This window comes from Zoogloea sp., from assembly GCF_023150065.1.
Taxonomy (GTDB): domain Bacteria; phylum Pseudomonadota; class Gammaproteobacteria; order Burkholderiales; family Rhodocyclaceae; genus Zoogloea.
Genome location: NZ_JAKLLN010000017.1, coordinates 38,008 through 61,612, shown reverse-complemented (window position 1 = coordinate 61,612; position 23,605 = coordinate 38,008). Strand labels below are relative to the sequence as shown.

At 67.7% G+C, this 23,605-nt stretch carries 17 protein-coding genes; 7 read left to right on the top strand and 10 right to left on the bottom strand.

The annotated features are described in order from the left end of the window. The first annotated feature begins 1 nt into the window (after position 1). Both L6Q67_RS17355 and L6Q67_RS17350 read left to right on the top strand, forming a co-directional pair. A complete protein-coding gene (locus L6Q67_RS17355) occupies positions 2 to 265 on the top strand; it encodes a helix-turn-helix transcriptional regulator (RefSeq protein WP_296572281.1) in 264 nt (87 codons plus the stop codon). Then, positions 262 to 1,611 (top strand): type II toxin-antitoxin system HipA family toxin, encoded by a 1,350-nt coding sequence (locus L6Q67_RS17350; protein WP_296572280.1) that lies wholly within the window; start codon positions 262 to 264, stop codon positions 1,609 to 1,611. The genes L6Q67_RS17355 and L6Q67_RS17350 overlap by 4 nt, the downstream gene beginning before the upstream one ends. Here the strand turns inward: L6Q67_RS17350 and L6Q67_RS17345 are convergent. Genes L6Q67_RS17345 through L6Q67_RS17325 form a run of 5 tightly spaced genes read right to left on the bottom strand, consistent with a single transcriptional unit; the run spans position 1,608 to position 7,542 of the window. Further along, on the bottom strand, positions 1,608 to 2,492 hold the full coding sequence (locus L6Q67_RS17345) for an alpha/beta fold hydrolase (RefSeq protein WP_296572278.1): 885 nt from the start codon (positions 2,490 to 2,492) through the stop codon (positions 1,608 to 1,610). The two genes, L6Q67_RS17350 and L6Q67_RS17345, sit on opposite strands and share 4 nt — an antisense overlap. 1 nt (position 2,493) lies before the next feature. Further along, the gene (locus L6Q67_RS17340) at positions 2,494 to 2,664 is read right to left on the bottom strand and encodes a hypothetical protein (protein WP_296572275.1); all 171 of its coding nucleotides are present in this window, start codon (positions 2,662 to 2,664) and stop codon (positions 2,494 to 2,496) included. Positions 2,665 to 2,694: 30 nt separating this feature from the next. After that, positions 2,695 to 3,054 (bottom strand): hypothetical protein, encoded by a 360-nt coding sequence (locus tag L6Q67_RS17335; protein ID WP_296572273.1) that lies wholly within the window; start codon positions 3,052 to 3,054, stop codon positions 2,695 to 2,697. 18 nt (positions 3,055 to 3,072) lie between these two features. After that, on the bottom strand, positions 3,073 to 4,353 hold the full coding sequence (locus L6Q67_RS17330; RefSeq protein WP_296572270.1) for an efflux RND transporter periplasmic adaptor subunit: 1,281 nt from the start codon (positions 4,351 to 4,353) through the stop codon (positions 3,073 to 3,075). Positions 4,354 to 4,374: 21 nt separating this feature from the next. Continuing rightward, positions 4,375 to 7,542, bottom strand: coding sequence for an efflux RND transporter permease subunit (locus tag L6Q67_RS17325; protein WP_296572268.1), 3,168 nt, complete (start codon positions 7,540 to 7,542; stop codon positions 4,375 to 4,377). 492 nt (positions 7,543 to 8,034) lie between these two features. Here L6Q67_RS17325 and L6Q67_RS17320 point away from each other — a divergent pair, with 492 nt between their 5' ends. The 5 genes from L6Q67_RS17320 (at position 8,035) to L6Q67_RS17300 (ending at position 14,817) form a co-directional block, all read left to right on the top strand. Beyond that, complete coding sequence (locus L6Q67_RS17320) at positions 8,035 to 9,000, top strand: SMP-30/gluconolactonase/LRE family protein (protein ID WP_296572265.1); 966 nt, start codon at positions 8,035 to 8,037, stop codon at positions 8,998 to 9,000. Positions 9,001 to 9,025: 25 nt separating this feature from the next. Further along, complete coding sequence (locus L6Q67_RS17315; RefSeq protein ID WP_296572264.1) at positions 9,026 to 9,916, top strand: dienelactone hydrolase family protein; 891 nt, start codon at positions 9,026 to 9,028, stop codon at positions 9,914 to 9,916. A 65-nt stretch (positions 9,917 to 9,981) separates the two neighbouring features. After that, on the top strand, positions 9,982 to 10,449 hold the full coding sequence (locus tag L6Q67_RS17310) for a cytochrome c (RefSeq protein WP_296572261.1): 468 nt from the start codon (positions 9,982 to 9,984) through the stop codon (positions 10,447 to 10,449). Between the two features lie 527 nt (positions 10,450 to 10,976). Then, positions 10,977 to 13,712: a TonB-dependent receptor gene (locus L6Q67_RS17305; protein ID WP_296572259.1), complete on the top strand. Its 2,736-nt coding sequence runs from the start codon at positions 10,977 to 10,979 to the stop codon at positions 13,710 to 13,712. A gap of 229 nt (positions 13,713 to 13,941) precedes the next feature. Next, positions 13,942 to 14,817: a hypothetical protein gene (locus tag L6Q67_RS17300; RefSeq protein ID WP_296572254.1), complete on the top strand. Its 876-nt coding sequence runs from the start codon at positions 13,942 to 13,944 to the stop codon at positions 14,815 to 14,817. A 118-nt stretch (positions 14,818 to 14,935) separates the two neighbouring features. On the opposite strand, the gene L6Q67_RS17295 is transcribed toward L6Q67_RS17300, so the two are convergent. The 5 genes from L6Q67_RS17295 to L6Q67_RS17275 form a co-directional block, all read right to left on the bottom strand. Then, on the bottom strand, positions 14,936 to 15,406 hold the full coding sequence (locus L6Q67_RS17295; RefSeq protein ID WP_296572251.1) for a rhodanese-like domain-containing protein: 471 nt from the start codon (positions 15,404 to 15,406) through the stop codon (positions 14,936 to 14,938). Positions 15,407 to 16,170: 764 nt separating this feature from the next. Next, the gene (locus L6Q67_RS17290; RefSeq protein ID WP_296572248.1) at positions 16,171 to 18,249 is read right to left on the bottom strand and encodes a carboxy terminal-processing peptidase; all 2,079 of its coding nucleotides are present in this window, start codon (positions 18,247 to 18,249) and stop codon (positions 16,171 to 16,173) included. 42 nt (positions 18,250 to 18,291) lie between these two features. Next, on the bottom strand, positions 18,292 to 19,005 hold the full coding sequence (locus L6Q67_RS17285; RefSeq protein WP_296572245.1) for a cytochrome b/b6 domain-containing protein: 714 nt from the start codon (positions 19,003 to 19,005) through the stop codon (positions 18,292 to 18,294). A 33-nt stretch (positions 19,006 to 19,038) separates the two neighbouring features. Continuing rightward, entirely contained in the window at positions 19,039 to 20,457 is a 1,419-nt protein-coding gene (locus tag L6Q67_RS17280; protein WP_296572242.1) for an efflux transporter outer membrane subunit, read from the bottom strand. Between the two features lie 20 nt (positions 20,458 to 20,477). After that, positions 20,478 to 23,591, bottom strand: coding sequence for a multidrug efflux RND transporter permease subunit (locus L6Q67_RS17275; protein ID WP_296572239.1), 3,114 nt, complete (start codon positions 23,589 to 23,591; stop codon positions 20,478 to 20,480). Positions 23,592 to 23,605: the final 14 nt, after the last annotated feature.

Here is a 23,605-nt window from a genome sequence, read left to right as displayed (position 1 = left end):
ATTGACTACGCTTTTCGATATCGCTGACATGCTCAAGACCGCCCGTCGAGAGGCCGGCTTGAGCCAGGATGAGCTTGCCCGGCGTGCCGGTGTCGCACGCACGACCGTGGCGCGCATGGAAACCCTGGCCAGGGGCGACATGAGCGTATCGGTGCTGCTACGTCTCCTCGAGGCCGCCGGCCATGACCTGAAGCTCGTCCGGCGCGGCCACCAGCGCACGATCGACGACATTCTCGCCGAGCAGCGCGGAGGTGATCTGTCGTGAGGCTCGATGTGCAGGTCGGTGGCCGGACCGTCGCCCAGCTTTATCGTGAGCGCGACGAGTACGTGTTGAAGTATCTCCCGGGCGCCGCTCCGGAGGACTTCGTCAGTCTGACCATGCCTGTACGCGAGGCGCCCTGGCGCTGGCCGCGCGATCTGCATCCCTTCTTTCGACAGAATCTTCCGGAAGGCTTCCTGCTGGCTGTGATTCGCGAAGAGTTTGGCCCCTTGCTTGACGGTACGGATCTGTCACTGCTGGCGATAGTGGGTGGCATGGGCGTCGGGCGGGTCACCGTAACGCCCGAGGGGGGCTCGCCCGGCGCCGACCTGACCCCCTTGCACATAGAGAGCTTGCTGAAAGAGGAGCACACCACCGCACACTTCGCGGCATTGGTGCGCAGATACGCCCGTGCATCGATTTCAGGAATGGTGCCGAAGTTCATTGCGCCGCAAGCCGACGATTTCGCGCCGGTCATGCCGCCGGGTAAGCCCACGCTTCGCACCAGTCGCTACATCGTCAAGGGGTCGGACGACAGCACTCCGTGGCTCGGCTTCAATGAGTTCTACAGCATGCGCGTCCTTGAGCGCCTTGAGGTGGTGCCGGTCGCCCGGACCCGGATGTCCGATGATGGACGCGTGCTGGTGGTGGAACGCTTTGATGTCAGCGAGCAGGGTGTTCCGACCCATGGCTTTGAGGATGCCTGTGCCTTGCTGGGGCTTCCTCCGCACGAAAAATATGCGACGACCACCGAGCGGGTTGTGCAGGCCACGCGTGCCTACATGCCGGCGGCCCGGATGCGAGCTCAGCTGGAGCACCTGGGCTGGCACCTGCTGACCAATTATGTGGTGCGCAATTCAGACTGCCATGCGAAGAACATCGCGCTCCACTACACCTCGCTGTCCGACGTGAGCTACACCCCTGTCTATGACATCGTGACCACACAGGCCTATCCCCGCTACGCCGCCAGTCCTCCCGCCCTGGCCGTTGACGGGCGGCAGGCCTGGGGGGCCGGCAAGACCCTCGAGCGATTCTTCAATTCGCGCCTCGGCATCCCTCCGCGACAGTACGCCGAGATGGTCGAGCGTTTGTGCGAGTCGGCGATTGCTGTGGGGGGCGAGGTGATTGAAGCTGCAAAGAACGAGCCGCGCTGGCGCAGTATCGCGAAGCAGATGGTGCATGCCTGGAACGAGGGTATTTCGTCCTTGCGTGATCCCAAGCGGGCACCGCAGTTCCGGGGGCTCGATGGTGCCATTACCGCGGCAGGCTTTTCCGATGCGGCTCCGCCTGATGGATCCCGCGTGGTCATCGGGCGGTCCGAGCTCCTGGCGTCGCCACGCAGGAAGCCTTAGGGGCTGTCCCGAAGACCGTCCCTAGCGTTCCGAGGCAGCCTGAACAGTTCGGCCAGGGCGGGGGCGTATTTGCTGGCGTCGGCGTGCTGGGCGTTGCGGTGGGTGCCGCCCTCCAGCAGCACGAAGCGTTTGGGTTCGGCGGCCGCGTCGAACAGGCGCCGGCCCAGGGTGGGCTCGATGAGGCGGTCCTTGTCGCCGTGCAGGACGAGCAGCGGCGAGCCGAGGCGGCTGACCTTTTCCACCGAGGCGAAGCGCTGGGTGATGATGGGCGTGATGGGCAGCCAGCCGAAGCTGAAGCTGGAAAACACGTCCGGGATGGAGGTGAAGGTGCCTTCCACGATCACCCCCTGTTCGTCGCTCACCTGGCTGGCCAGGTCGATGGCGATGGCGCCGCCGAGGGAGTGGCCATAGACATAGCGTGCCCGCCCGGGATGCTGCCGGGCCAGCCAGGCCCAGGCGGCGCGGGCGTCCTCGTAGGCCAGGGTTTCGGTGGGCCTGTCGGGGCTGCTCTTGCCGAAGCCCCGGTAGTCGATGCCAAGTACTGCAAAGCCCAGCTCCCGCAGCCGCCGGAAGCGGTAGGACGAACTGGTCACGTCCCAGCGGGCGCCGTGCAGAAACAGGATCACCGGTGCATCCGGGGCCCCGCTGGCGGCCTCCTGCCACAGGCCGTGCAGGCGCACCGGCTTGCCCGACTCTGTCGAGGTGAAATCTATCCAGCGCTCCTGCATGTCCGTCAGGGCCGGCGTGTCGATGGCCAGTTGCGCATCGGTGGGCCGGAAGATCAGGCTGCCCTGCAGGCCCTCGAAGCTCGCGCAGCCGACCAAACCCACCAGCGCGAGCAGGGTGGCGAGGGCGGTCCGGCAGCGGTGTCGGGCAGTCATCTCAGGGTGGGGTATCGCGTCTGCTTGGCCGACGGGGCAGCAGCCGGACCCAGAATGCCATCTCGAAGGCCACGCCGGCAATGACGAAGCCGGCGCTGCCGCTGTCGGCGCCGGCCGCGTAGAGGGCCAGGGCGGCGAGCACGAGGCCTGCGGTGGCCAGCGTGTGGATCATGGGAGCTCCGATATCGATGGGGCTGTGGGCTTACTTGCCGTCGCCGAACTTGTTGTCTGCCGTCTTGGCGTCGGCGGCGATCTTCTCGTTGGCTTCCCGTGCGGCCTGGGCTTCGCTGTTGATGGTCTGGCTGATCAGGTCACTGGTGGCCTTGATGTCGGCGTTGCCTTCCTTCTGCAGGCAGTCCAGCCAGGCGCGCTGGGTCTGGCGGTAGGTGTTCACCGCGCTGACGCTTCTGTTGAAGGCGTCGGCGTTCTTCAGGTCGAGGTTGACCGTGGCCGGGCGGGGGCCGCAGGCGTGGGCCCAGGTGCCGTTGTCGATGCGCCCGGCGTGGGCGGGCAGGGTGACGGCGGCGGCAAGGGCGAGCAGGGGGGCGGTGAGGCGGGGCATGGGTTTCTCCGGTGAGGGTCAGCTCTTGGCTGCGGATGGGCTTGAGGGCGTATTGTTGGCGGCGGCCTTGGGGCCGGCAGGCTTGTCGCCGGGGGGGGCCTGGCGGCCCTTGTCGGGCAGGGCCTTCGGGGTGACGGTTTCGCCTTCGGTGAGGAGGTCTGAGGGGCTGCTGACCAGGACTTCTCCCGCTTCCAGGCCGGAGAGGATCTCGATGTCCCGGCCCAGGTCGCGGCCTAGCCGGACCGGGACGAAGCGGATCCGGTTGTCGGCCGTCACGCTGATCACGCGGATGCCTTCCTGGCCGGTGACCAGGGTGTTGGTGGGCACCAGCAGGGCCTTCAGGCCGCTGGTCAGGCTCAGGCTGACCTGGGCGTAGCTGCCGGGCAGGAGCTTGCCGTCGGGGTTGGGCAGGACGAGTTCGACCTGGCGCGCGCGGCTGCCCGGGTCCAGGGCGCCGGCGGCATGGGCAACCCGGGCGTGGTAGGTGTGGCCGGGGTTCTCGGGCAGGCTGATGACCACCTCCTGGCCGGCGCTCACTTCGCTGGCGTACACCTGGGGCACCCAGATGGTGATGTGCAGGGGGTCGGTCTGGGCGATGGCGAAGAGTTCCTTGCCATTGGCGGCGATGAGATCGCCGATCTCGATGCTGCGCCGGGTGATGACGCCATCGAAGGGCGCCACTACCCGCCGGAATTCCTTCATCTGCTCGAAGCGGCGCAGGTTGGCCTTCACTGCGGCCAGGTCGGCCCGGGCCTGGGCCACAGCGCTGCGCTTCTCGTCCACATCCTGCTTGGCGATGCTGTCCAGGGCGTTGAGTTTTTCCCAGCGCACCAGGGTCTGGGTGGCCAGGTCGAGGCGCACCTGGACCTGATCGCGGGCTGCCTGGGCCTGGGCCAGCTCCTGATCCTGCTCGGGGGCGTCGATGGTGGCGAGAAGTTCGCCCTTCTTCACCCGGTCACCGATGGTCTTGTGCCAGGCCTTCAGGTAGCCGGCGCTGCGGGCGTGGATGATGGTCTCGCTGCGTCCGCGCAGGGTGGCAGGCAGGGTGACGGTGCGCTGGGCATTGCCCTGGCGGACCTTCACGGTGGAGACGTGGCGAACCGTGGCGCTGGCGGTGCGGGCCTCCAGGGCCCGGGCCTCCTGGTGCTCGAAGGCCAGGCGCAGGCCGCCGCCGGCCAGCAGCAGGCCAAGTACGCCCAGGCCGAAGAAGCGGGTGCGACGCATGCTCGGGCTGCCAGGGCTGTGTCCCGGCGTGACGGCAGGAGGGTCCGGGGGGTAGGGAGTGTGGGGGTCGGACATGGTCGGGTTTCCGGTGGTCGATCAGGCGGGCGCCGGGTGCCGCGGCAGGCTCCGCCGCGCCAGCCGCTGGTGCACGCCGGCAAAGATCAGGGGGACGAAGAGCAGAGTCGAGGCGGTGGCGGCGATCAGGCCGCCGATCACGGCCCGGCCCAGGGGGGCGTTCTGTTCGGCGCCTTCACCCAGGCCAAGGGCCATGGGCAGCATGCCGGCGATCATCGCGAAGGCGGTCATCAGCACCGGGCGCAGGCGGGTGGTGGCGGCTTCCAGGGCGGCGCCGGGCGGCGGTACGCCTTCGGCCAGACGCGTCCGTGCAAAGGACACCAGCAGGATGGAGTTGGCGGTGGCCACGCCCATGCTCATGATGGTGCCGGTGAGGGCAGGTACCGACAGGGGTGTGCCCCACAGGAAGAGGATCCAGGCAATGCCAGCCAGGGCGGCGGGCAGGGCGCTGATGATGACCAGCGGATCCAGCCATGACTGGAAATTGACCACCAGCAGCAGGTACACCAGCGCGATGGCCACGGCGAGGCCCAGGGCCAGGCCGGTGAAGGAGGCATGCAGGGTCTCCACCTGACCGCGCAGGACCAGATCGACCCCGCGGGGCAGCTTCGGCCGGATCTCGTCAAGCAGGCGTTCGATGTCGCGGCTGACGCTGCCCAGGTCACGGCCCTCCACGTTGGCGAAGACGTTGAACAGGGTCTGGGTGTTGTAGCTGGTCAGCGCCGGGGCCTGGGCCACCCGGGACAGGGACACTACGCTGCCCAGCTGCCGGGGTGCCTCGACCCCACTGCCCACCGGGGTGCGCATCAGCGCGTCCAGGCTGTCGAGAGCGGTCTCCGGGCTGCGCACGCCGATGGTGTAGGTGTTGCCATTGGCCGGGTTGAGCCAGTAGGCCGGGGCCGCCTGCATGCTGCCGGACAGGGAGATCATCACGTTCTGGGCCACATCGCGGGCCGACAGGCCGAGCTGCTGCAGGCGCGTGCGGTCCATGTCGATGGCCAGGGTGGGCTTGCTCCAGCGCTGGAAGACGTGGGCGTCGACGATGCCCGGAATCTGGCGCAGGCGGTTGTTGGTCTCCACCGCCAGGGGAATCAGCTCGGCGGGCTTGCCGCCGATGAACTGGATGTCGATGGGGGCTGGGGTGCCGAAGTTGAGGGTCTGGCTGACCTGGTCGGCGGGCTGGAAATAGAACTCGACGCCCGGGAAACGTGCCGGAAGCACCTCCCGCAGCCGGGTCATGTAGGCCTGGCTGGGCGCGTGGCCGGGGCGCAGGGACACCATGATCTCCGTGTCGGCGGTTTCCGCGGTGCCGGAGTTGCCGAACACGGTGTTGCGGGTGCTGTAGGGGCCGCCGATGATGTCCAGGATGTCGCCGAGCTCTTGTGCCGGAATGAGCTCACGGAGGGTGCTTTCCACCTGGTCCACCAGTTTCGGCATCTCCTCCAGGCGGGTGCCCGAGGCGGCGCGCAGGTGCAGGCGGAGCTGGCCCGCATCCACCGCCGGGAAGAGGTCCTGCCCGAGCAGCGGCACCAACCCGAGGGACAGCAGACAGGCTGCCGCGAAGGCGGTGGCGACGCGGCGGCGCTGCGTGAGAAGGGCCGCCAGCAGCACGCTGTAATGGGCCTGCAGGGACGAAAAGGCGGCTTCGAAGCGCAGATGGACCCGCCGGAACACGTTGCCGCCCCCACTGCGTGCCGGGTGGGCGCCATGGGTCGAGGCCATCATGTACATCACCAGGGTCGGCACCAGGGTACGTGACAGGATGTAGGAGGCGAGCATCGCAAATACCACCGCCTCCGCCAGGGGGACGAACAGGGAGCGGGCCACCCCGGTGAGGAAGAACATGGGCACGAAGACGATGCAGATGCACAGGGTGGACACGAAGGCCGGCGCCGCAATCTCCCGGGCGCCGTCGAGGATGGCCTGGCGGGGGCCCTTGCCCAGGGCCATCTGGCGCTCGATGTTCTCGATCTCGACGGTGGCGTCATCCACCAGGATGCCCACCGCCAGGGCCAGACCCCCGAGGGTCATCAGGTTGAGGGTTTCGCCGAGCAGGTAGAGCACGATCAGCGAACACATGATCGACAGGGGAATGGATACGGCGATGATGCAGGTGCTGCGCCAGTTGCCCAGGAAGAGCAGGATCATCGCGGCGGTGAGGGCTGCGGCGATCAGGGCTTCGTGGAGCACGTTGCCGATGGCTGCCCGCACGAACAGGGACTGGTCGAACATCAGCTGCACGTCGATGTCCTCGGGCAGCTTCTGGAGGATGCCGGGGATGGCCGAGCGCACGTTGTCCACCACTTCGAGGGTGGACGCCCCGCCGACCTTGAAGATGGAGGTGAGGATGCCCCGGTCGCCGTTCTGACGGACGATGGTGGTGAGGGGGCCGGCGCCGTCGCGCACGCTGGCCACGTCGCGCACCTGGATGGTCTGGCCGTCGGAAGTACGGATAGGGATCTCGCCGATCTGCGCCAGGCTGGCCACCGAGCCGTTGAGCGCCACGTCGTATTCGGTCTCGCCGATCCTGATGCTGCCGGTGGGCAGGGTCAAGGTCTGGGCGCCAATCGCGTTGGTGACGTCAGCGGGGGTCAGGCCCCGGGCGTGCAGGGCGGCGGCGTCGATGTCCACCGAGATCTGCCGGTTGCGCGCCCCGTAGGGGGCCGTCATCTCGATGCCCTTCTTCATCCGCAGGGTGCTGCGGATCACGTCATTGGTCAGCTCCGCCACCTCGGTTTCGGGCAGCGTGGCGCTGGACACCCCCAGCTGCAGCAGGGGCAGGTCGGTGGCCGAGTATTCCACCACCTGGGGCGGGGCCACCCCCACTGGCATGGAGCGGTAGGCCGAGTTGGCGGCGGCCTGGACCTGGGCCAGGGCGGTGCCGATGTGGGTGCCGGGCTGGAAGAAGACCTTGATCACTGCCACGCCATTTACCGAGAAGGACTCGGTGTGCTCCACGTTGTCTACGGACTGGGTCATGGCGCGCTCGGCCGAGCGTGTGATGCGGCTGTAGATCTCGGGCGCGGACAGCCCACCGTAGCCATACATCATCGCCACGACCGGGATGTCGATGGCCGGCAGGATGTCGGTGGACATCTTGCGCAGCACATAGGGCATGGACAGCAGGATGAGGAGCGCCATCACCAGAAAGGTGTAGGGGCGCCGCAAGGCGATATTGACGATCCACATGGGGCGGGAAGCGAAGGGCCGGGGGCACGCAAACCCCGGTTACCCGCAAATTCCGTTCCATGCCCGCCAGCCCAATGCCGGCGTGGCATCCGCCTTTTTTTCTGCCAGGGGGTTGTTGCCCTGGCAGCAGATCTGTTGGGGCGGAGTTGTGCCGGTAGCAGGCCGGCAGGGGCTGTTGACTGCTCCGCAGTGGAGTTGGGAAATCAGCAGAGCAGGTGGGCGGTTGCGTCCAGGGCAACAGCTGAGTCGCCTACCCGGGCCGAAAGGCCATGGGCGCAACAGGGTCGGAGTCTGCCCGCAAGCACTGAATAGGCCTGATAAATCAAATGAATGCCGGCTGCTTCAGGGGGGCCGGCGGATGCTGTCACGGTTTCTGGCACGGTGAATGCGATGGAAAGGCCTGGCGGTACGCATCCCGCGTACCGGACATGGCCTCGCTTCCGCGGGCCTTCATCTGCGAACCCGATCCCCGCCATGAATCCCAATGTTTCTGTGAAAACCTCTGCCAAGACCGTTCTCGCCGCCGCGCTCACCTTGACCACGCTGAGTGCCCTCGCCCAGGAAGCCGTGACCCCCGCCATCCCCGGCGTCGTCAATGCCGGTACCCGGATCGAGCTGATCAAGGACGGCTTCAAGGGCACCGAAGGCCCCATCGCCGCGCCGGATGGCAGCGTGCTGTTCACCGAGAACCAGAACGCCCGGGTCATCCGCATCGCGCCGGATGGCAGCACCTCGGTCTTCCTCGACAACACCAACGGCGTGAACGCCCTGGCCTACGCCCCCAACGGCGACCTGGTGGCGGTGCAGACCCTCGACCCCAAGGTCGGCGTGATCCTGCCCCTCGGCAGCGCCCGCACCCTGGCCGCCAAGGTGGACGGCGGGCTGGGCTTTGGCCGGCCCAACGACCTGGTGGTGGACCGCAAGGGCTTTGTGTATTTCACCGACTCGGGTGTGAATGCCAACGCCAACCCCAAGCCCGACACCAGCAAGATCGCCAAGCCGGCGGTGTACCGGATCTCGCCCGAGTTCGCCATCGAGCGTCTGGCCGGCGACATCGAGCGCCCCAACGGCATCCAGCTGAGCCCCGACGAGAAGACCCTCTACGTGGCCAACACCGCCGGCGAGCATGTGCTGGCCTATGACATCGCTGCCAACGGCAAGCTCGGCGCCAAGCGCGAGTTTGCAAAGCTGGAGGGCTTCCGTCAGACCGATAACGGCCCCACCAGCGGTGCCGACGGCCTGGCCGTGGATGCCGAAGGGCGCCTCTACGTGGCCTCCAATGCCGGCGTCCAGGTCTTCAGCCCCAAGGGTGAGGCCCTGGGTGTGATCGCCCTGCCCAAGCGCCCGCAGAACCTGGCCTTTGCCGGTCCGGGCAAGAAGACCCTCTACGTCGTGGGCAGCGGTTCAGCCTGGCGCATTCCGGTGCTGACCGCCGGCTACGCCGGTCGCGTCAAGTAATTTTCCCGTTTTTCCGGAGCCCACCATGAGCCTCAAGACCGCCGCCGATTTCAAACCCGAAGTGCTCCAGCTCTTCGACAAGTACGTCCACGGCCTCATCCCGCGCCGGGAGTTCCTGACCCGGGCCGGCCAGTACGCCGTGGCCGGCGTCACCGCCGAAGGCCTGCTCAACGCCCTCAGCCCGCGCTTTGCCGAGGCCCAGGAGGTGCAGCACAGCGACCCGCGCATCCAGGCACGCTACGTGGAATACCCCTCGCCCAAGGGCTACGGCACCCTGCGCGGCTACCTGGTGCAGCCGGCCGGCGCCAAGGGCAAGCTGCCCACCGTACTGGTGGTGCACGAGAACCGCGGGCTCAACCCGCACATCGAGGACATCGCCCGCCGCCTGGCCCTCGACGGCTTCATCGCCTTTGCGCCGGACGCCCTGTTTCCCCTGGGCGGCTACCCGGGCGACGAGGACAAGGCCCGGGAGCTCTTCCCCAAGCTCGATCAGACCAAGAGCAGGGAGGATTTCATCGCCGCCGTGGGCATCCTCAAGGGCCTGCCCCAGGGCAACGGCAAGGTGGGCGTCACCGGCTTCTGCTACGGCGGGGGCATCTCCAACTTCCTGGCCACCCGCATCCCCGATCTGGCCGCGGCCGTGCCCTTCTATGGCGGTCAGCCGCCGGTGGAGGACGTGGCGAAGATCAAGGCGCCGCTGCTGGTCCACTACGCCTCCGACGACGAACGCATCAACGCCGGCTGGCCGAAGTTTGAGGCCGCCCTCACAGCCGCCGGGGTGAAGCATCAGATCTACTTCTATCCCGACACCCTGCACGGCTTCAACAACAACACCACCCCGCGCTATCAGCCCGCCGCCGCCAAGCTGGCCTGGCAGCGCACAGTGGAGTTCTTCAGGACGCACCTCAAGGCCTGAGTGCCGCTCACGGGGCAATTTCTTCATCCCACCTTCAACCCAAACCTCATCCATCCGGAGCTTCAATGAAACAACTCGTCAAACCCCTGCTCGCCGTCCTCGCCCTCACCGCCGCCTCGGCCACCTTCGCCCAGCAGGCTCCCAAGCCCGAGCAGATCATCAAGTGGCGTCAGTCGGTGTATCAGGTGCTGGCCTGGAACAACGGCCGCATCAAGGCCAGCGTCGATGGCACCTACAACAAGGATGAAGTGATCCGCGCCGCCAACGCCATCGCCGCGATTGCCAACTCCGGCCTCGGCGCCCTCTACCCGGCCGGCACCGAAACCGGCAAGGGCTGGCGTGAAACCACGGTCAAGCCCGAGCTGTTCACCGACACCGCCAAGGCCGGCGAAGCCGCCCGCAAGTTCGTGACCGAATCCAACGAACTCGCCAAGGTCGCCGCCACCGGCGACGCCGCCGCCGTCAAGGTGGCCTTCGGCAAGCTCGGCGCCACCTGCAAGGGCTGCCACGACGACTTCCGCAAGAAGGACTGAAGGCGGATCCGTCTGCCTGAGTATCGGCGGGGTGTCGGAGCGCCCCGCCAGCTGACCCATCCACTCCGGGGAGGCGCATTTCCTCGCGGCTCCACTCCCCTCATTTCTCCCTCACCGGCTGCATTCTCCGCCCGCCGTTCTTCCGATGCCGGCCCCGCTCTCATCCCGATTGCAGTCTGTATCACCTGCCCGTACCGCCCGCTGATGAATGCCACGCAGCTGAAAAGGCAGCGTGCCTTGCCTGCAGCAGCTTCCACGGCCCCGAGCCTCCGGACCATTACGGATCGTGGGCCTGGATGCCCTCGAAAAACTCATTCAAGTGATTGATTACAAATGAATAGTTGTTTCGCCTGAGCTGGCGGGGAAGCGGCTGTTCCGATTGGCACGTTTGATGCCCTGAGTAGTGCTTACATCATAGTCATAAGAGGTATCTGCTCATGGGAAGAAAGCCGAGAAGTGCTGGGCAACAGCAGGCCAGTAAGGGGCAAGGGCGGGCCGCGGCACGCCGATTCGATCAGGGGCTGGCGGTGGCGCTGGGGACTGTCGCGCTGATATCGGGAAGCGGCACGGTCCTCGCCGCCGACGATGCCGAGGTGTCGGCGCTGCGTCGGGAGATCGAGGCGCTCCGCAAGGAGAACGCGACGCTGAAGGGCCTTGGGACCAGCGCCGCCGCACCGGTGCCGCTGCAGGCGGCCCCTGCCGAACCGGCTACGGCCGCCCGAGCGCCCGAGAAGGACGCTGGGACCGACAGCCTCGCCCTGGAGCGCGTGGTGGTGAGTGGCAAACGCGGCCTGCAGGCGGTGAAGGACATTCCCCTGTCCATCTCCGTAATCAGCGGCGAGGAGCTGAAGCGCGAGGATGCGGTGAGCCTCGACGCCATCACCAAGCGTCTTGCCAACGTGAAGTGGAACTACGGCAACAGCCAGACCAGCAACTACTCGATCCGTGGTATCGGCAAGATCGCCAACAACCAGGCCGCCGACCCGAGCGTGGGCATCTACGCCGACGGGGTGCCCTTTGCCTACAATCCGCTGGCCAGCTTCAATTTTTATGATGTGGATAGCGTGGAGGTGGCGCGCGGGCCCCAGGGCACGCTGTTCGGCAAGAACACCACCATCGGCTCCATCGGAATCAAGTACAAGCGGCCGTCCTTCACCCCGTCCTCGGAGGTGACGCTGGGCTTCTCCAAGTACGACGCCCAGGACTACGGCCACGCCAACGGCAGCCTCAAGGCGACGGCGGTGAGTACCGGTCCGATCGTCGATGATGTGCTGGCCTATCGCCTGTCCGTCAATGCCGACCGGGGCGGTGGCTGGATCATCAACAAGTACAACCCGGACAACCAGTACATCAATGCGGATCGGGTCTCGGGCCGGGTACAGTTCCTCCTCACGCCCACGGCGGATTTCAACGCCCGCCTGAGTCTGGAAGTGACACCACGGATGAACGAGAACGCCAACATTGGCTCCACCAACTTCTTCTTCCGGCCCACTCCGGCCTTCTACACCAACGGCGACGCCAACCTGGCCCTCACGACCGAGGGCCGCCTGTCCCGTGGATGGTTCACCCGCAACGCCAGCTACACCGTGGGGCGTGACTACCTGAGCCAGCGTGCCATCAACAGTGACAGCCAGCAGGGTCTCGTCACCGGCACCAACACCGCGCTGCTGGAGCTCAACTGGAACCCCTCCGACAAATACCAGCTGTCGTCCATCACCGCTTTCAAGGACTACTACTTCAATGCTTTCCGGGATGACGAGGGCACCGTGTTCGACGTGCAGACTGCGGCGGGCAACCACATCAAGTACCAGCAGATCAGCCAGGAGTTCCGGCTCGGTTCGCGGGTCGAGGGTGTGGTGGATTACCAGTTCGGCCTGCTGCTCCTGAAGAACGCCAACAGTACCGGCAGCAACGCCGTGTATGGCAGCGACGGCGGCGCGTGGTTTGCCACCAATTCCCAGTACGGACGGCTGGACGTAAATTCGGCCGGGCGGTCGCTGCTCACCGATTCCATCACCGACCTGTGGAAGCGTACCCCCAGCGACTCCCGCGGCCAGAGCACGGCCATCTATGCCAATGCGGACTGGAAGGTGTCGGAGCCCCTGACGGTGAATACCGGCCTGCGTGTGAGCAGGGAGGAGCGCCGGCTCACGTCGGCGGCCTACCTGGTGGAGCAGGGCTACGGGAGCGACCTCGGCGGGGCCAACAACGGCGGTTTCGACTCGGATGCGTCGGGCAACCTGGCGGCAACGAACACCGCCGCCCAGCTGCTGATTGCCAACCGGGTGTCTCAGCGCTACTTCGGCAAGACTTATGGCAGCCTTTCCGCTGCCGAACGGCGTCAGGTCGCCGACGCCAAGTCGATCCGCCAAGGTCGGGTGGGCACTTTGTATGACAGCTTCGAGGCCGGTGTGGTGAACAGCACGCTGTACACCTGGGCCTTGTCGCCCAAGTACAAGTTCAACGAGAACGTTACCGGATACGTGTCCTATCGCCATGGCGAAAAGGCCGGCCTGCCGGGCGTGCTGTCCACCACGGGTACCCCGGTGTCCTATGAAATCAAACCCGAGAAGAACGATGCCTTCGAGATCGGGGCCAAGGCCAATCTGCTGGGCGGTGATCTGGTGGTGAATTCAGCCATCTATCTGAACAACATCCGGGATTACCAGCAGACGGTCTTCTTTGTGGACGAGACTGCCACGGCGCTGCTGCGGCAGACCGATCCCAATGCCACCATCCAATACACTTCGGGCGCGGGGAACGTGCCCAAGGTGCGGGCGCAGGGGGTGGAGCTGGACGCTGTCTATACCGGCTTCCGGAATATCCAGTTGCGGCTGGCAGGTGCATACAATGATGCGCACTACGTACGCTTCGAGAGGGCGGCCAACCCCGTGGAGCGGGCAAATGAGGGGGCGTTCCGGGATATCTCGGGCCACACCCTGCCCGGTGCGTCCTTGTGGAGTTTCGACCTGGGGGCCAACTACAATCGCCCGGTGTTGGGCGACAAGGTCTTCCACGCATCAATCAACACGGCTTACCTGAGTCGTTACAACTCCGACAACTCATTGTCGAACTATGCGTGGATCCCGGACCATTCGATAACCGATGTCTCGTTTGGCATAGGCCATGGGCGCGGCAAGTGGGATCTGAACGTCTTCATCAAGAACGTGCTTGACGACGATACCGTGCGCAATCGAACCTGGAATGCCTATGCGCCTGGCTTCCCGCGTTTGTTCGGCATCACCTTCAGCAGCCGGCTCTAGCCCCGCCCCCGGGCAGCCTGGCCTGCGGGGCTGCCCGAAACTCAACAACGGGTGTTGATTGGTCAGCAACCGGACAGCGTGGCGGCCCGGCTGCCGTTTCATCGGTCCGGCCAAGTCCTTGATGTGATGGACTTAGGCTGCCGTCAGCGGGTACGGAACGGAAATTGCCTTCGCTTTGTACTCTTCCCGGGCAGTCGTCCCGGAAATCATTCGAGACAAGGATGACATCGTGAAACCCGTCCACGCTCTTGCCGCATTCGTTCTGGCGAGCACCTTCGCCTCCGTCCGTGGCGAAACCATCCGGATTCCCGAGGGAATCGTCCTGGAGACCCCTGCCACCCTTGAACTGACTTACCAGAATGTGCCGGCCTACGATGCATACAAGAAGGTGATCGTAGGCTGGGACAATGGCAAGCTGCTCTATGTGATCGACGTAACGCGCCTGCCCGCTGGCGCAAACGACCCCGAGCATTACCTTGATCGGCTGCTCCTGGATATCGGTGGCAATAGCGTTGGCCGCGCAGTGAACGTGCGTAGCAAGGGCCAGTACCCGGCCATGGGCGGGCTCGCTGCCCACTACGTCGATTACCGCTTCGTTCCCGTCGGCAGTGAGCGCGCCCAGCATCAGGTCGTGCATTTCCTCACCGATTCACGGATCTCTTTCACGGTCTTCGTCTCTGTGGTGGATACCGCTGCCACGGGGCGTGCTCTGAAGGACTCCATGACGCTGCTGAAGACAGCCACGCTGACCGTACCGTCGTCACCGAGGCCGGTTTCTGCCATCAGTGAGGTGAACCCGCTCGTCGGGAGGTGGGTCGCGAGCCGCCGCAACGCCGCCGGGCTCAACGTGGAGATGGTTACCGAGATCAACGCGGATCGCAGCTTTAAGGGCCAGGGCTCACTCAACGGCGAGGTGGTGGTGGAGTATTCCGGTACATGGAGATCGGACGGCAAGACCATCGACTGGAACTACCAGCACAGCTCGCCGCCCTTGCAGGAGCGCTTCCGCCAGGACAGCGACACGATCCTGTCTCTGGATGGAAAGAGTCTCGTCGTGCGGTCCCGGGAGAGCGGTGTGACACGCAGCCTGGCGCGGGTGGAGTGAGCGGTGTTGTGACGTCCGCCGGATACCCGCTCCCGGCAAACCTCTCCTGGCCTTGCTCCCGATCAACGGCTTCGCACCTGATTGCCGGGGCCGGGCCCGGCAATCAGGTGCGAAGGGCTCAGTTGGCGGCGGCGCGGGGGGCTGGAGCGGTGATGCGGGCCACCTTGCCGCCCTGGTCCTCGTAGTCGAGGGAGCCGGCGGCGCCAGCCACCTTGTAGCCGAGGCCGGTCAGCTTGTCGCCGACGGCGCCAGCCCGGTGGGCGTGGTTCGACACCGTGACGATGACCCGGTCGCGGGGGATGTAGTCGAGATTCTTCTCCACGTCGGCCGCCTGGATGCTCAGGAAGGCCGGGAAGCTTCCCTTGCTGATGAGCTCGTCGGGGCGGCGCACGTCGAGTACCACCACCTTGCCCGGCTTGGCCAGCAGGGCGTCGATCTCGGCGCGGCTGAGCTGCTTGGTCTTGTAGGTCCAGGGCGGGGCAACGTAGGGCTTGGCGGCGGCACCCGGCTGGGCCGGCGCGGTCTGCTGGGCGAAGACGCTGGTGGTGCCGGCGGCAAGCAGGGCGGCGAGGAGGAGAGCGGTTTTCATGATGTCTTTCTTGGCTGGATATTTTTGAAGTGTCGGGAGGCGCCTGACGGCGTGTCCTCCAGTTGTTAATTGCAACATTCGCGCCGGCCTTGGGGTGGTGGGGAAGACGGGCAAGGCATTGATCTGTCGTGGGTTTTGTTTTTCAGCGCGGGGGTGGGTCGGGGCCGGCTGCTGCGTGCCCATCAGGCCTGCCCTGCGGGCTGCTGCGCTCCGTGCATCCGCGGGAGATGCGCTTGCGCTGACGATGAGGCCGGCTTGCGTCGCCCGCGGTGCGGTCGGCTGGGCAGCAGCGCTTCCATTAATGACTGCCAGAAGGCGGACCAGGGTGGCGTGCGGTGTGCGTCGGTGGGTTTCATGTTTCGTGGACTCCTCGCTTGACCGCCTCTCTTTTGCAAGTCCGGGGCCAGCTTGCCCCTGGCATCGGGAAAGGCGTGCCCGGGCCCGGGATGGCAGCGGTTTGCGTGGCTTGGCCAGGTGCCTGAACGGGGGGGCGAGAGGGTTGGGCTGTTGCGCGCCGAACAGCCGGGCAGCGGAATGTCTGCGATTGCAGCAGCCGGGTCGGCGGTTGGGGGCGGCAAGGCTCCATCCGGCAGGCTTGCGGAGATCGGCCCGATCCTTCCAGGCGGTCCGGCCTTTCCCCACTCCTTCAGGTAATCGTCCGATTCGCCGAACACTGGGATGCCGCGACTCTGCCCTGAGTAGCGTTCGCCCTCGTGGGGTCGAATGGCCTGGCCATTCGACCCCACGTAAAGGCCCGGCTGGATCTACCGGCGGGCCTGCTTTGCGGCCAGCAGACCCGCCGCGTCCCCGACGATGTTGACCGCTTCGTCGAGAGGGGTGTCCTTGCGGCCCTTCAGCGCCTTCTCGGAGTCGAGTTCGGCGCTGAGGCTGCGTTCGCCGGACTGCAGACCGTCGTCGCGGAGGGCGGCGGCGTCCTGGGTGTTGCGGGCGCGCAGACGGGCTTCGCGGGCGTCCTTCTCCTTGCGGCGCTCGGCCTCGACCAGGGACAGGCTGCGGGCGGCCTTGAGGCGGAGTGCCTCGGCGACGTCGTCCTGCAGTTCCTTGAAGGCCTTGTCGCTCTGGATGCGGGTGTCGTGGCGGCGCTGGAGTTCGGGCAGCACGCTGCCCAGGGTGCCGGCCGGGGTGTAGCGGGCGGCGGGGATCTCGCGCCAGGGCAGGGCGTTGTCGAAGGCGGTCTCGCCAAACTCCGCGTCGTCGAAGGCCGAGGGGAAGCGGATGTCGGGGGTCACGCCCTTGAGCTGGGTGGTACCGCCATTGACCCGGAAGAACTGGGCGATGGTCATCTTCAGCTCGCCGTAGCGGGGGGTGTCGCTGCGGGCGATCTGGTCGAGGTTGATGAGGGACTGGACGGTGCCCTTGCCGAAGCTGGTCTCGCCGATGATGACGGCGCGCCCGTAGTCCTGCAGGGCGGCGGCGAGGATCTCGGAGGCCGAGGCGGAGCCCCGGTTGATCATCACGGCCATGGGGCCGTCCCAGGCGGTGCCGGCTTTCTCGTCGCTTTCCACCTCGATCTTGCCGTCGGCCCGGCGCTGCTGCACGACGGGGCCCTGGTCGATGAACAGGCCGGTCAGCTCCACGGCTTCGCGCAGGGAGCCGCCGCCGTTGTTGCGCAGGTCGAGGATCAGGCCATCCACCTTGTCCCCTTTCAGCTCCTCGATCAGGCGGGCCACGTCGCGGCTGGCGCTGCGGTAGTCCTTGTCGCCGCTGCGGCGGCCCTGGAAGTCTTCGTAGAAGCCGGGCAGGGTGATCACGCCGATGCGCGGGCCGCTGTCACCGGGGCCGGCGTTGAGCACCTTCTTCTTTGCCGCCTGCTCTTCGAGGCGGATGGTGTCGCGGACCAGGGTGATCTGCCGGTGGGCGCCGTCGGGGCCGGCGTCGGCGGGCAGGATGTCGAGCACCACCGGGGTGTCCTTGGTGCCGCGGATCAGCTTGACCACTTCGTCCACCCGGTTGCCGACCACGTCGGTGAGGGGCGTGTCGGGCCCCTGGCCGACGCCGACGATGCGGTCGCCCACGGCCAGCTTGCCGGAGCGCGCCGCCGGGCCGCCGGGGGACAGCTCGCGAACGGTGATGTACTCGTCCCGCTCCTGCAGTACGGCACCGATGCCCACCAGGGACAGGCGCATGGTGATGTCGAAGGAGTCCGCCGAGCCCCGGCCCAGGTAGCTGGTGTGGGGCTCGATGGTGCCGGTGTAGGCGTTCATGAAGATCTGGAAGACGTCGTCGCCACGCACCCGGCGGCTGCGGGCGAGGGCATTGTCGTAGCGTTTGCCCAGGGTCTCGCGGATGGCCTTGTCGTCCTGGCCGGCGAGCTTGAGGCGCAGCCAGTCGTTCTTGACGCGCTTGCGCCACAGGTCACGGGCCTCGGCGTCGTCGGCCGGCCAGGGGGCCTTGCTGCGGTCGAGGGCGATGCTCTCCGGCGTGGTGAAGTCGAAGCTGGCTTCGAGGAGGCTGCGGGCGTAGGCGAGGCGCTCGGCGTTGCGGGCGGCGAGGCGCTCGTGGATGGCGAAGGGGGCCTCCAGGCGCCCCAGCAGGATGGCGTCGTCGAGGCTGCTGCGCCAGGGCTCGAAGGACGCGATGTCGGCCTGGGTGAAGTAGAGGTGCTCCGGGTCGAGGTTCTTGAGGTAGCGCTCGAAGATGCGCGCCGACAGCGCGTCATCGAGGGGCTGGATGGCGTAGTGGTAGCGGCTCAGGAACATCGACCCCAGGTAGGCGGCCTGGGCCTGCTCCGGGGTGGGCAGGAGGCGCGGGGGGGCGTCGTCGGCATGGAGCGGGGCGGCGAAGGCGAGGGCCAGCAGGGTGCCGAGCACGAGGCGTTTCATGGGGCGGATGTCCTGGACGGGGGGCGGAGGAGGGGCAGCTTACTACCAGGCGGGCGCGGCCGGGGCGGCCTGGGCCGGCGCCGGAGCGGGGGCGGGCAGCAGGGCACCGGCGGCGGACAGGCCCGCGGCACCGGCGATGACGGCTGCCACCAGGAAGGCCACCAGCCCGCCGCCCCGCCGCGTGGCGGCGGGGGCGCCGTGGCGCGGGGTCAGGTCGCTGGCGGTCCAGCCGGTGAGCATGGGTTTCACGAGGTTCTCTTTCTTGACGTGCAGGTAGAACACGATGGCCCCCACGTGCAGCGCGATCAGGGCCAGGAGGCCATTCTGCAGCCACGCGTGCCAGGTGTGGAAGCGGTCGGAGAGGTCCTTGCCCACCCAGTCGGCAAAGGGGCCCTGGTAGGCGATGTCGTCATTGGTGAACAGGCCGGTGGCGGCCTGGGCGGCGATCAGGCCGAGCAGGGCCAGCACCGACAGGGCGCCGACGGGGTTGTGGCCGATGCCGCGCCACTCGCCCCGCAGGTAGGCGCGGATGGCGCCGGGGCCGCGCACGAAGCTGGCAAAGCGGGCGGTGGCGGTGCCGATGAAACCCCACACGATGCGGAACACCACCAGCCCGACGATGAAGAAGCCGGCCCGGCCGTGCCAGTCGATGAGGTTGCCGCCGAGGGTGCCGGAGACGTAGGCAAAGGCGATGCTGGCGACGAGCAGCCAGTGGAAGAGGCGGATGGGCAGATCCCAGACACGTTGGCGATGCATGTGATGACTCCGGAAAGGGAAGGAGGGAAGGGTTCAGGGCTGGTCGCCGCCGGTGGCCTTGAACAGGGCCACGCTGCCGGTGAGGCGGCGCACCAGGATGTCCAGGCGGGCCCGCTCGGCGTTGAGGGCGACGGTCTGGGCGTTGGTGACGTTGAGGTAGCTCACGGTGCCGGCCAGATACTGGTTGTTGACCAGCGCCAGGGATTCGGTGGCAGCGGCCAGGGCTTCGGCCTGGGCCTGGGCTTCGGCTTCCAGGATGCGCAGGGCGGCGAGGTTGTCCTCGACCTCCTGGAAGGCGGTGAGCACGGTCTGGCGGTAGCTGGCCACGGTTTCGTCCCAGCTGGCGATGGCCTGGGCCTTGCGCGCCGAGCGGGCGCCGGCGTCGAAGACGCTGAGAGCCAGGTTGGGGCCGAGGGACCAGAACTGGTTGGGCAGGGACAGCACCCGGGCCAGGGCGCCGCTCTGGGTGCCGGCGGTGGCGCCCAGGGTGAGGGTCGGGAAGAAGGCGGCCTGGGCCACGCCGATCTGGGCGTTGGCGGCGGCCACCCGGCGTTCGGCGGCGGCGATGTCGGGGCGGCGCTCCAGCAGGGTGGAGGGCAGCAGGCCCGGCACCGCCGGCAGGGCGGGCAGGGTGCTGGCCGGGGCCAGGGCCAGGTCGGCGGGGGGCCGGCCGGTGAGTACGGCGATGGCGTGCTCCAGCTGGCGGCGCTGGATGCCCAGGTCGATGAGCTGGGCCTGGGCCGTCTTGAGCTGGGCCTGGGCCTGGGTGACGTCGGCCCGGGCGGCGACGCCGGCGTCGAAGCGGTTGCGGGTGATCTCGGCGGAGCGGGTGTAGGCGGCCACCGTGCGTTCGAGCAGGGCGTGCTGGGCGTCGTTGATGCGCAGCTGCAGGTAGGCCTGAGTGACGGCGGCCTGGGTGCTCAGGCGGGCGGCCTGCAGATCGGCGGCGCTGGCGGCGGCGCTGGCCTGGGCGGCCTCGCCGCTGCGGGCGATGCGGCCCCACAGGTCGGGCTCCCAGCTGGCGGCGAGGCTCAGGCGGCTGGTGTTGCGGATGGGGGCGCCGGCATTGGCCGTGGTGCCGCCGGTGGTGGTGGTGCTCACGCCCTGGCTGCGGGTCACCCCGGCGGTGGCGTTGAGGGTGGGAAACTGCGCCGCCTGGGCCGCGTCGAGCAGGGCGCTGGCCTGGCGGTAGCGGGCCTCGGCCACCCGGATGTTCTGGTTCGAGAGGTCGGCCTGTTCCACCAGCTGGTCGAGCTGGGGGTCGCCAAAGTGCTTCCACCAGGCGCCGGCGGCGGGGGCCTGGGCCTGGGGGGCGGTGGCGGCGGCGAGCTTCCAGCCGTCGGCTTCGCGGAACTGGGCGGACACGGGGGCGTCCGGGCGGCGGTAGTCGGGGCCGACGGCGCAGCCGGCCAGGAGCAGGGCGGCGGAGAGCAGGGCGAGGCGGGGTTTCATGCGGACAGGGGCGTGGTGGTTCATGGCTGCAGGGGAGGTGTCGCGGGCAGGCCCGGGGTGCGGCGGCGGCCCAGGGCCAGGCGCAGGCGGTCGAGCTGGAGGTAGACCACGGGCGTGGTGTAGAGGGTGAGGATCTGGCTGAGGACGAGGCCGCCGACGATGGTGATGCCCAGGGGCTGGCGCAGCTCGGCACCGTCGCCCACGCCGAGGGCCAGGGGCAGGGCGCCGAACAGGGCCGCCACGGTGGTCATCATGATCGGCCGGAAGCGCAGCTGGCAGGCCTCGAAGATGGCGTCCCGGGGCGACAGGTCGCGGGTCCGTTCGGCTTCGATGGCGAAGTCGATCATCATGATGGCGTTCTTCATGACGATGCCGATGAGCAGGATCACCCCGATCAGGGAGATCACGCCGAACTCGGTGTTCGACAGGATGAGGGCGAGGATGGCGCCGACGCCGGCCGAGGGCAGGGTGGACAGGATGGTGACCGGGTGCATCAGGTTCTCGTAGAGCATGCCGAGGATCAGATACACCGCCACGATGGCGGCGAGGATGAGCAGGGGCTGGCTCTTGAGGGAGGCCTGGAAGGCCTTGGCGTTGCCCTCGAAGCTGCCATGCACCGAGCTGGGTACGCCGATGCGGGCCATCTCCAGGCGCACCGCGTCGGTGGCTTCGGACAGGGACACGCCCAGGGGCAGGTTGAAGGAGATGGTGGTGGCCACGCTGCCGCCCTGGTGATGCACGGCCAGGGGCATGGTGCCGGCCTCCCAGCGGGCGAAGGCGGCCAGGGGCACGCGGTTGCCGGCGGGGCTCACCACGAACAGGTCGTTGAGGGCCTCGGGGCTCTGCAGGTGGCGCTGCTCGGCCTCCAGCACCACCCGGTACTGGTTGAGGGGGCCGTAGATGGTGGATACCAGGCGCTGGCCGAAGAGGTCGTTGAGGGTGGCGTTGACCAGGCGCTGGTTGAGGCCGAGGCGGGCCATGGCGTCCCGGTCCACGTGCAGGTAGGTCTGCTCGCCCTTGTCCTGGCGGTCGGAGCTTACGTCTTCCAACTGGGGCAGTTTGCGCATGGCCTCGCGGATGCGTGGCTCCCAGGTCTTGAGGGTCTGCAGGGAGTCGGACTGCAGGGTGAATTCGTACTGGGCGCCGGACATCCGCCCGCCGATGCGGATGTCCTGGGCGGCGACCAGGAACAGGCTGGCGCCGGGCTCGCGGGTGAGCCGGCCACGCAGGCGGGCGATCACCTGGTCGGCATTCACGTCGCGCTCCGCCAGGGGCTTGAGGGTCACGAACATCATGCCGCTGCCGCCCCGGGGGCCACCGCCTCCGCCCCCGCCGGCGTAGCCCACCACGTTGTCCACCGCCGGGTCACTCTGCACGATGGAGACGAAGCGGGCCAGCTTGCCCTGCATGGACTGGAAGGAAGTGCGCTGGTCGGCATCGATGAAGCCCATGATTCGGCCGGTGTCCTGCTGGGGAAAGAAGCCCTTGGGCACGACGCCGTACAGGTGGATGTTGAAGGCCACCGTGGCCAGCAGCACCGCCAGGGTCACCCAGGGGTGGCGCAGCACCAGGGCCAGGCTGCGGCCGTAGCCGGCGATCAGCGCGTCGAGGGCGCGGGTGGCGAGGGACGGGCGGCGGCGGGCGGCATCGGGCGGCGGGGTGCGCAGCAGGTGGGCGCACATCATCGGGGTGAGGGTCAGGGACACCACCAGGGACACCAGGATGGCCGCCGACAGGGTGATGGCGAACTCCCGGAACAGGCGCCCGACGATGCCGCCCATGAGGAGGATGGGGATGAACACGGCGACCAGGGACAGGCTCATGGCCAGCACCGTGAAGCCCACCTCCCGCGCCCCCTTGATGGCCGCGTCGAAGGGGCGCATGCCGGCCTCGAGGTGGCGGGAGATGTTCTCCAGCACCACCACGGCGTCATCCACCACGAAGCCGGTGACGATCACCAGGGCCATCAGGGAGAAGTTGTTGAGGGAGAAGCCGCACAGGTACATCACCGCGAAGGTGCCGAGCAGGGACACCGGCACGGCCACGCTGGGGATGAGGGCGGCCCGCGCGTTACGCAGGAACAGGAAGACCACCATGATCACCAGGGCTACCGACAGCAGCAGGGTGTGCTGCACCTCGCGCAGGGACGAGCGGATGGTGAGGGTGCGGTCGGCCACCACGTCGAGCTGGATCTCGGGGGGCAGCTCGGCGTGCAGCAGGGGCAGGATGGCCAGGGCCCGCTCGACGGTCTCGATCACGTTGGCGTCGGGCTGGCGGTTGACCAGCAGGATCACCGCCGGCTTGTCGTTGGCGAGGCCGATGTTGCGGGTGTCCTGCTCGCCGTCGAAGACCCGGGCCACGTCGCCCAGGCGCACGGCGGCGTTGTTCTTCCACGACACGATGGTGGGGACGTAGTCGGCGGCCCGGGTGGCCTGGTCGCTGGCGCCCAGCTGCCAGTGCTTCTCGCCGTTCTCGAGGCTGCCCTTGGGGCGGGTCACGTTGGCGGCGTCGATGGCCTGGCGCACGCTCTCCACGCCGATGCCGGCGGAGGCCAGGGTGGCCGGGTCGACTTCCACCCGCACCGCCGGCAGGGAGCCGCCCCCCAGGTTGACCTGGCCGACGCCCTTCACCTGGGCCAGGCGCTGGGCCAGCACGGTGGAGGCCAGGTCGTACATACGGGCCCGGGAGATGCTGTCGGAGGTCATGGACAGGATCAGTACCGGCGCGTCGGAGGGGTTGATCTTGCGGTAGCTGGGGTTGCCCGCCATGCCGCTGGGGAGCTGGGCGCGGGTGGCGTTGAGGGCGGCCTGCACGCTCTTGGCGGCGCTCTCGATGTTCTGGTCGAGGTCGAGCTGCAGGGTGATGCGGGTGTTGCCCAGGGAGCTGGTGGAGGTCAGCTCGGTGACCCCGGCGATGGTGCCAAGGGCGCGCTCCAGGGGCGTGGCGACGGTGGCCGCCATGGTCTCGGGGCTGGCGCCGGGCAGGCTGGCGGACACCGTGAGGGTGGGGAAGTCCACCTGGGGCAGGGCCGCCACCGGCAGCAGCCGGTAGGCCACCAGCCCCACCAGGGCGATCGCCAGGGCCAGCAGGGAGGTGGCCACCGGGCGGCGGATGAAGAGGGCCGACAGGCTCATGGCTGGCGCCCTTT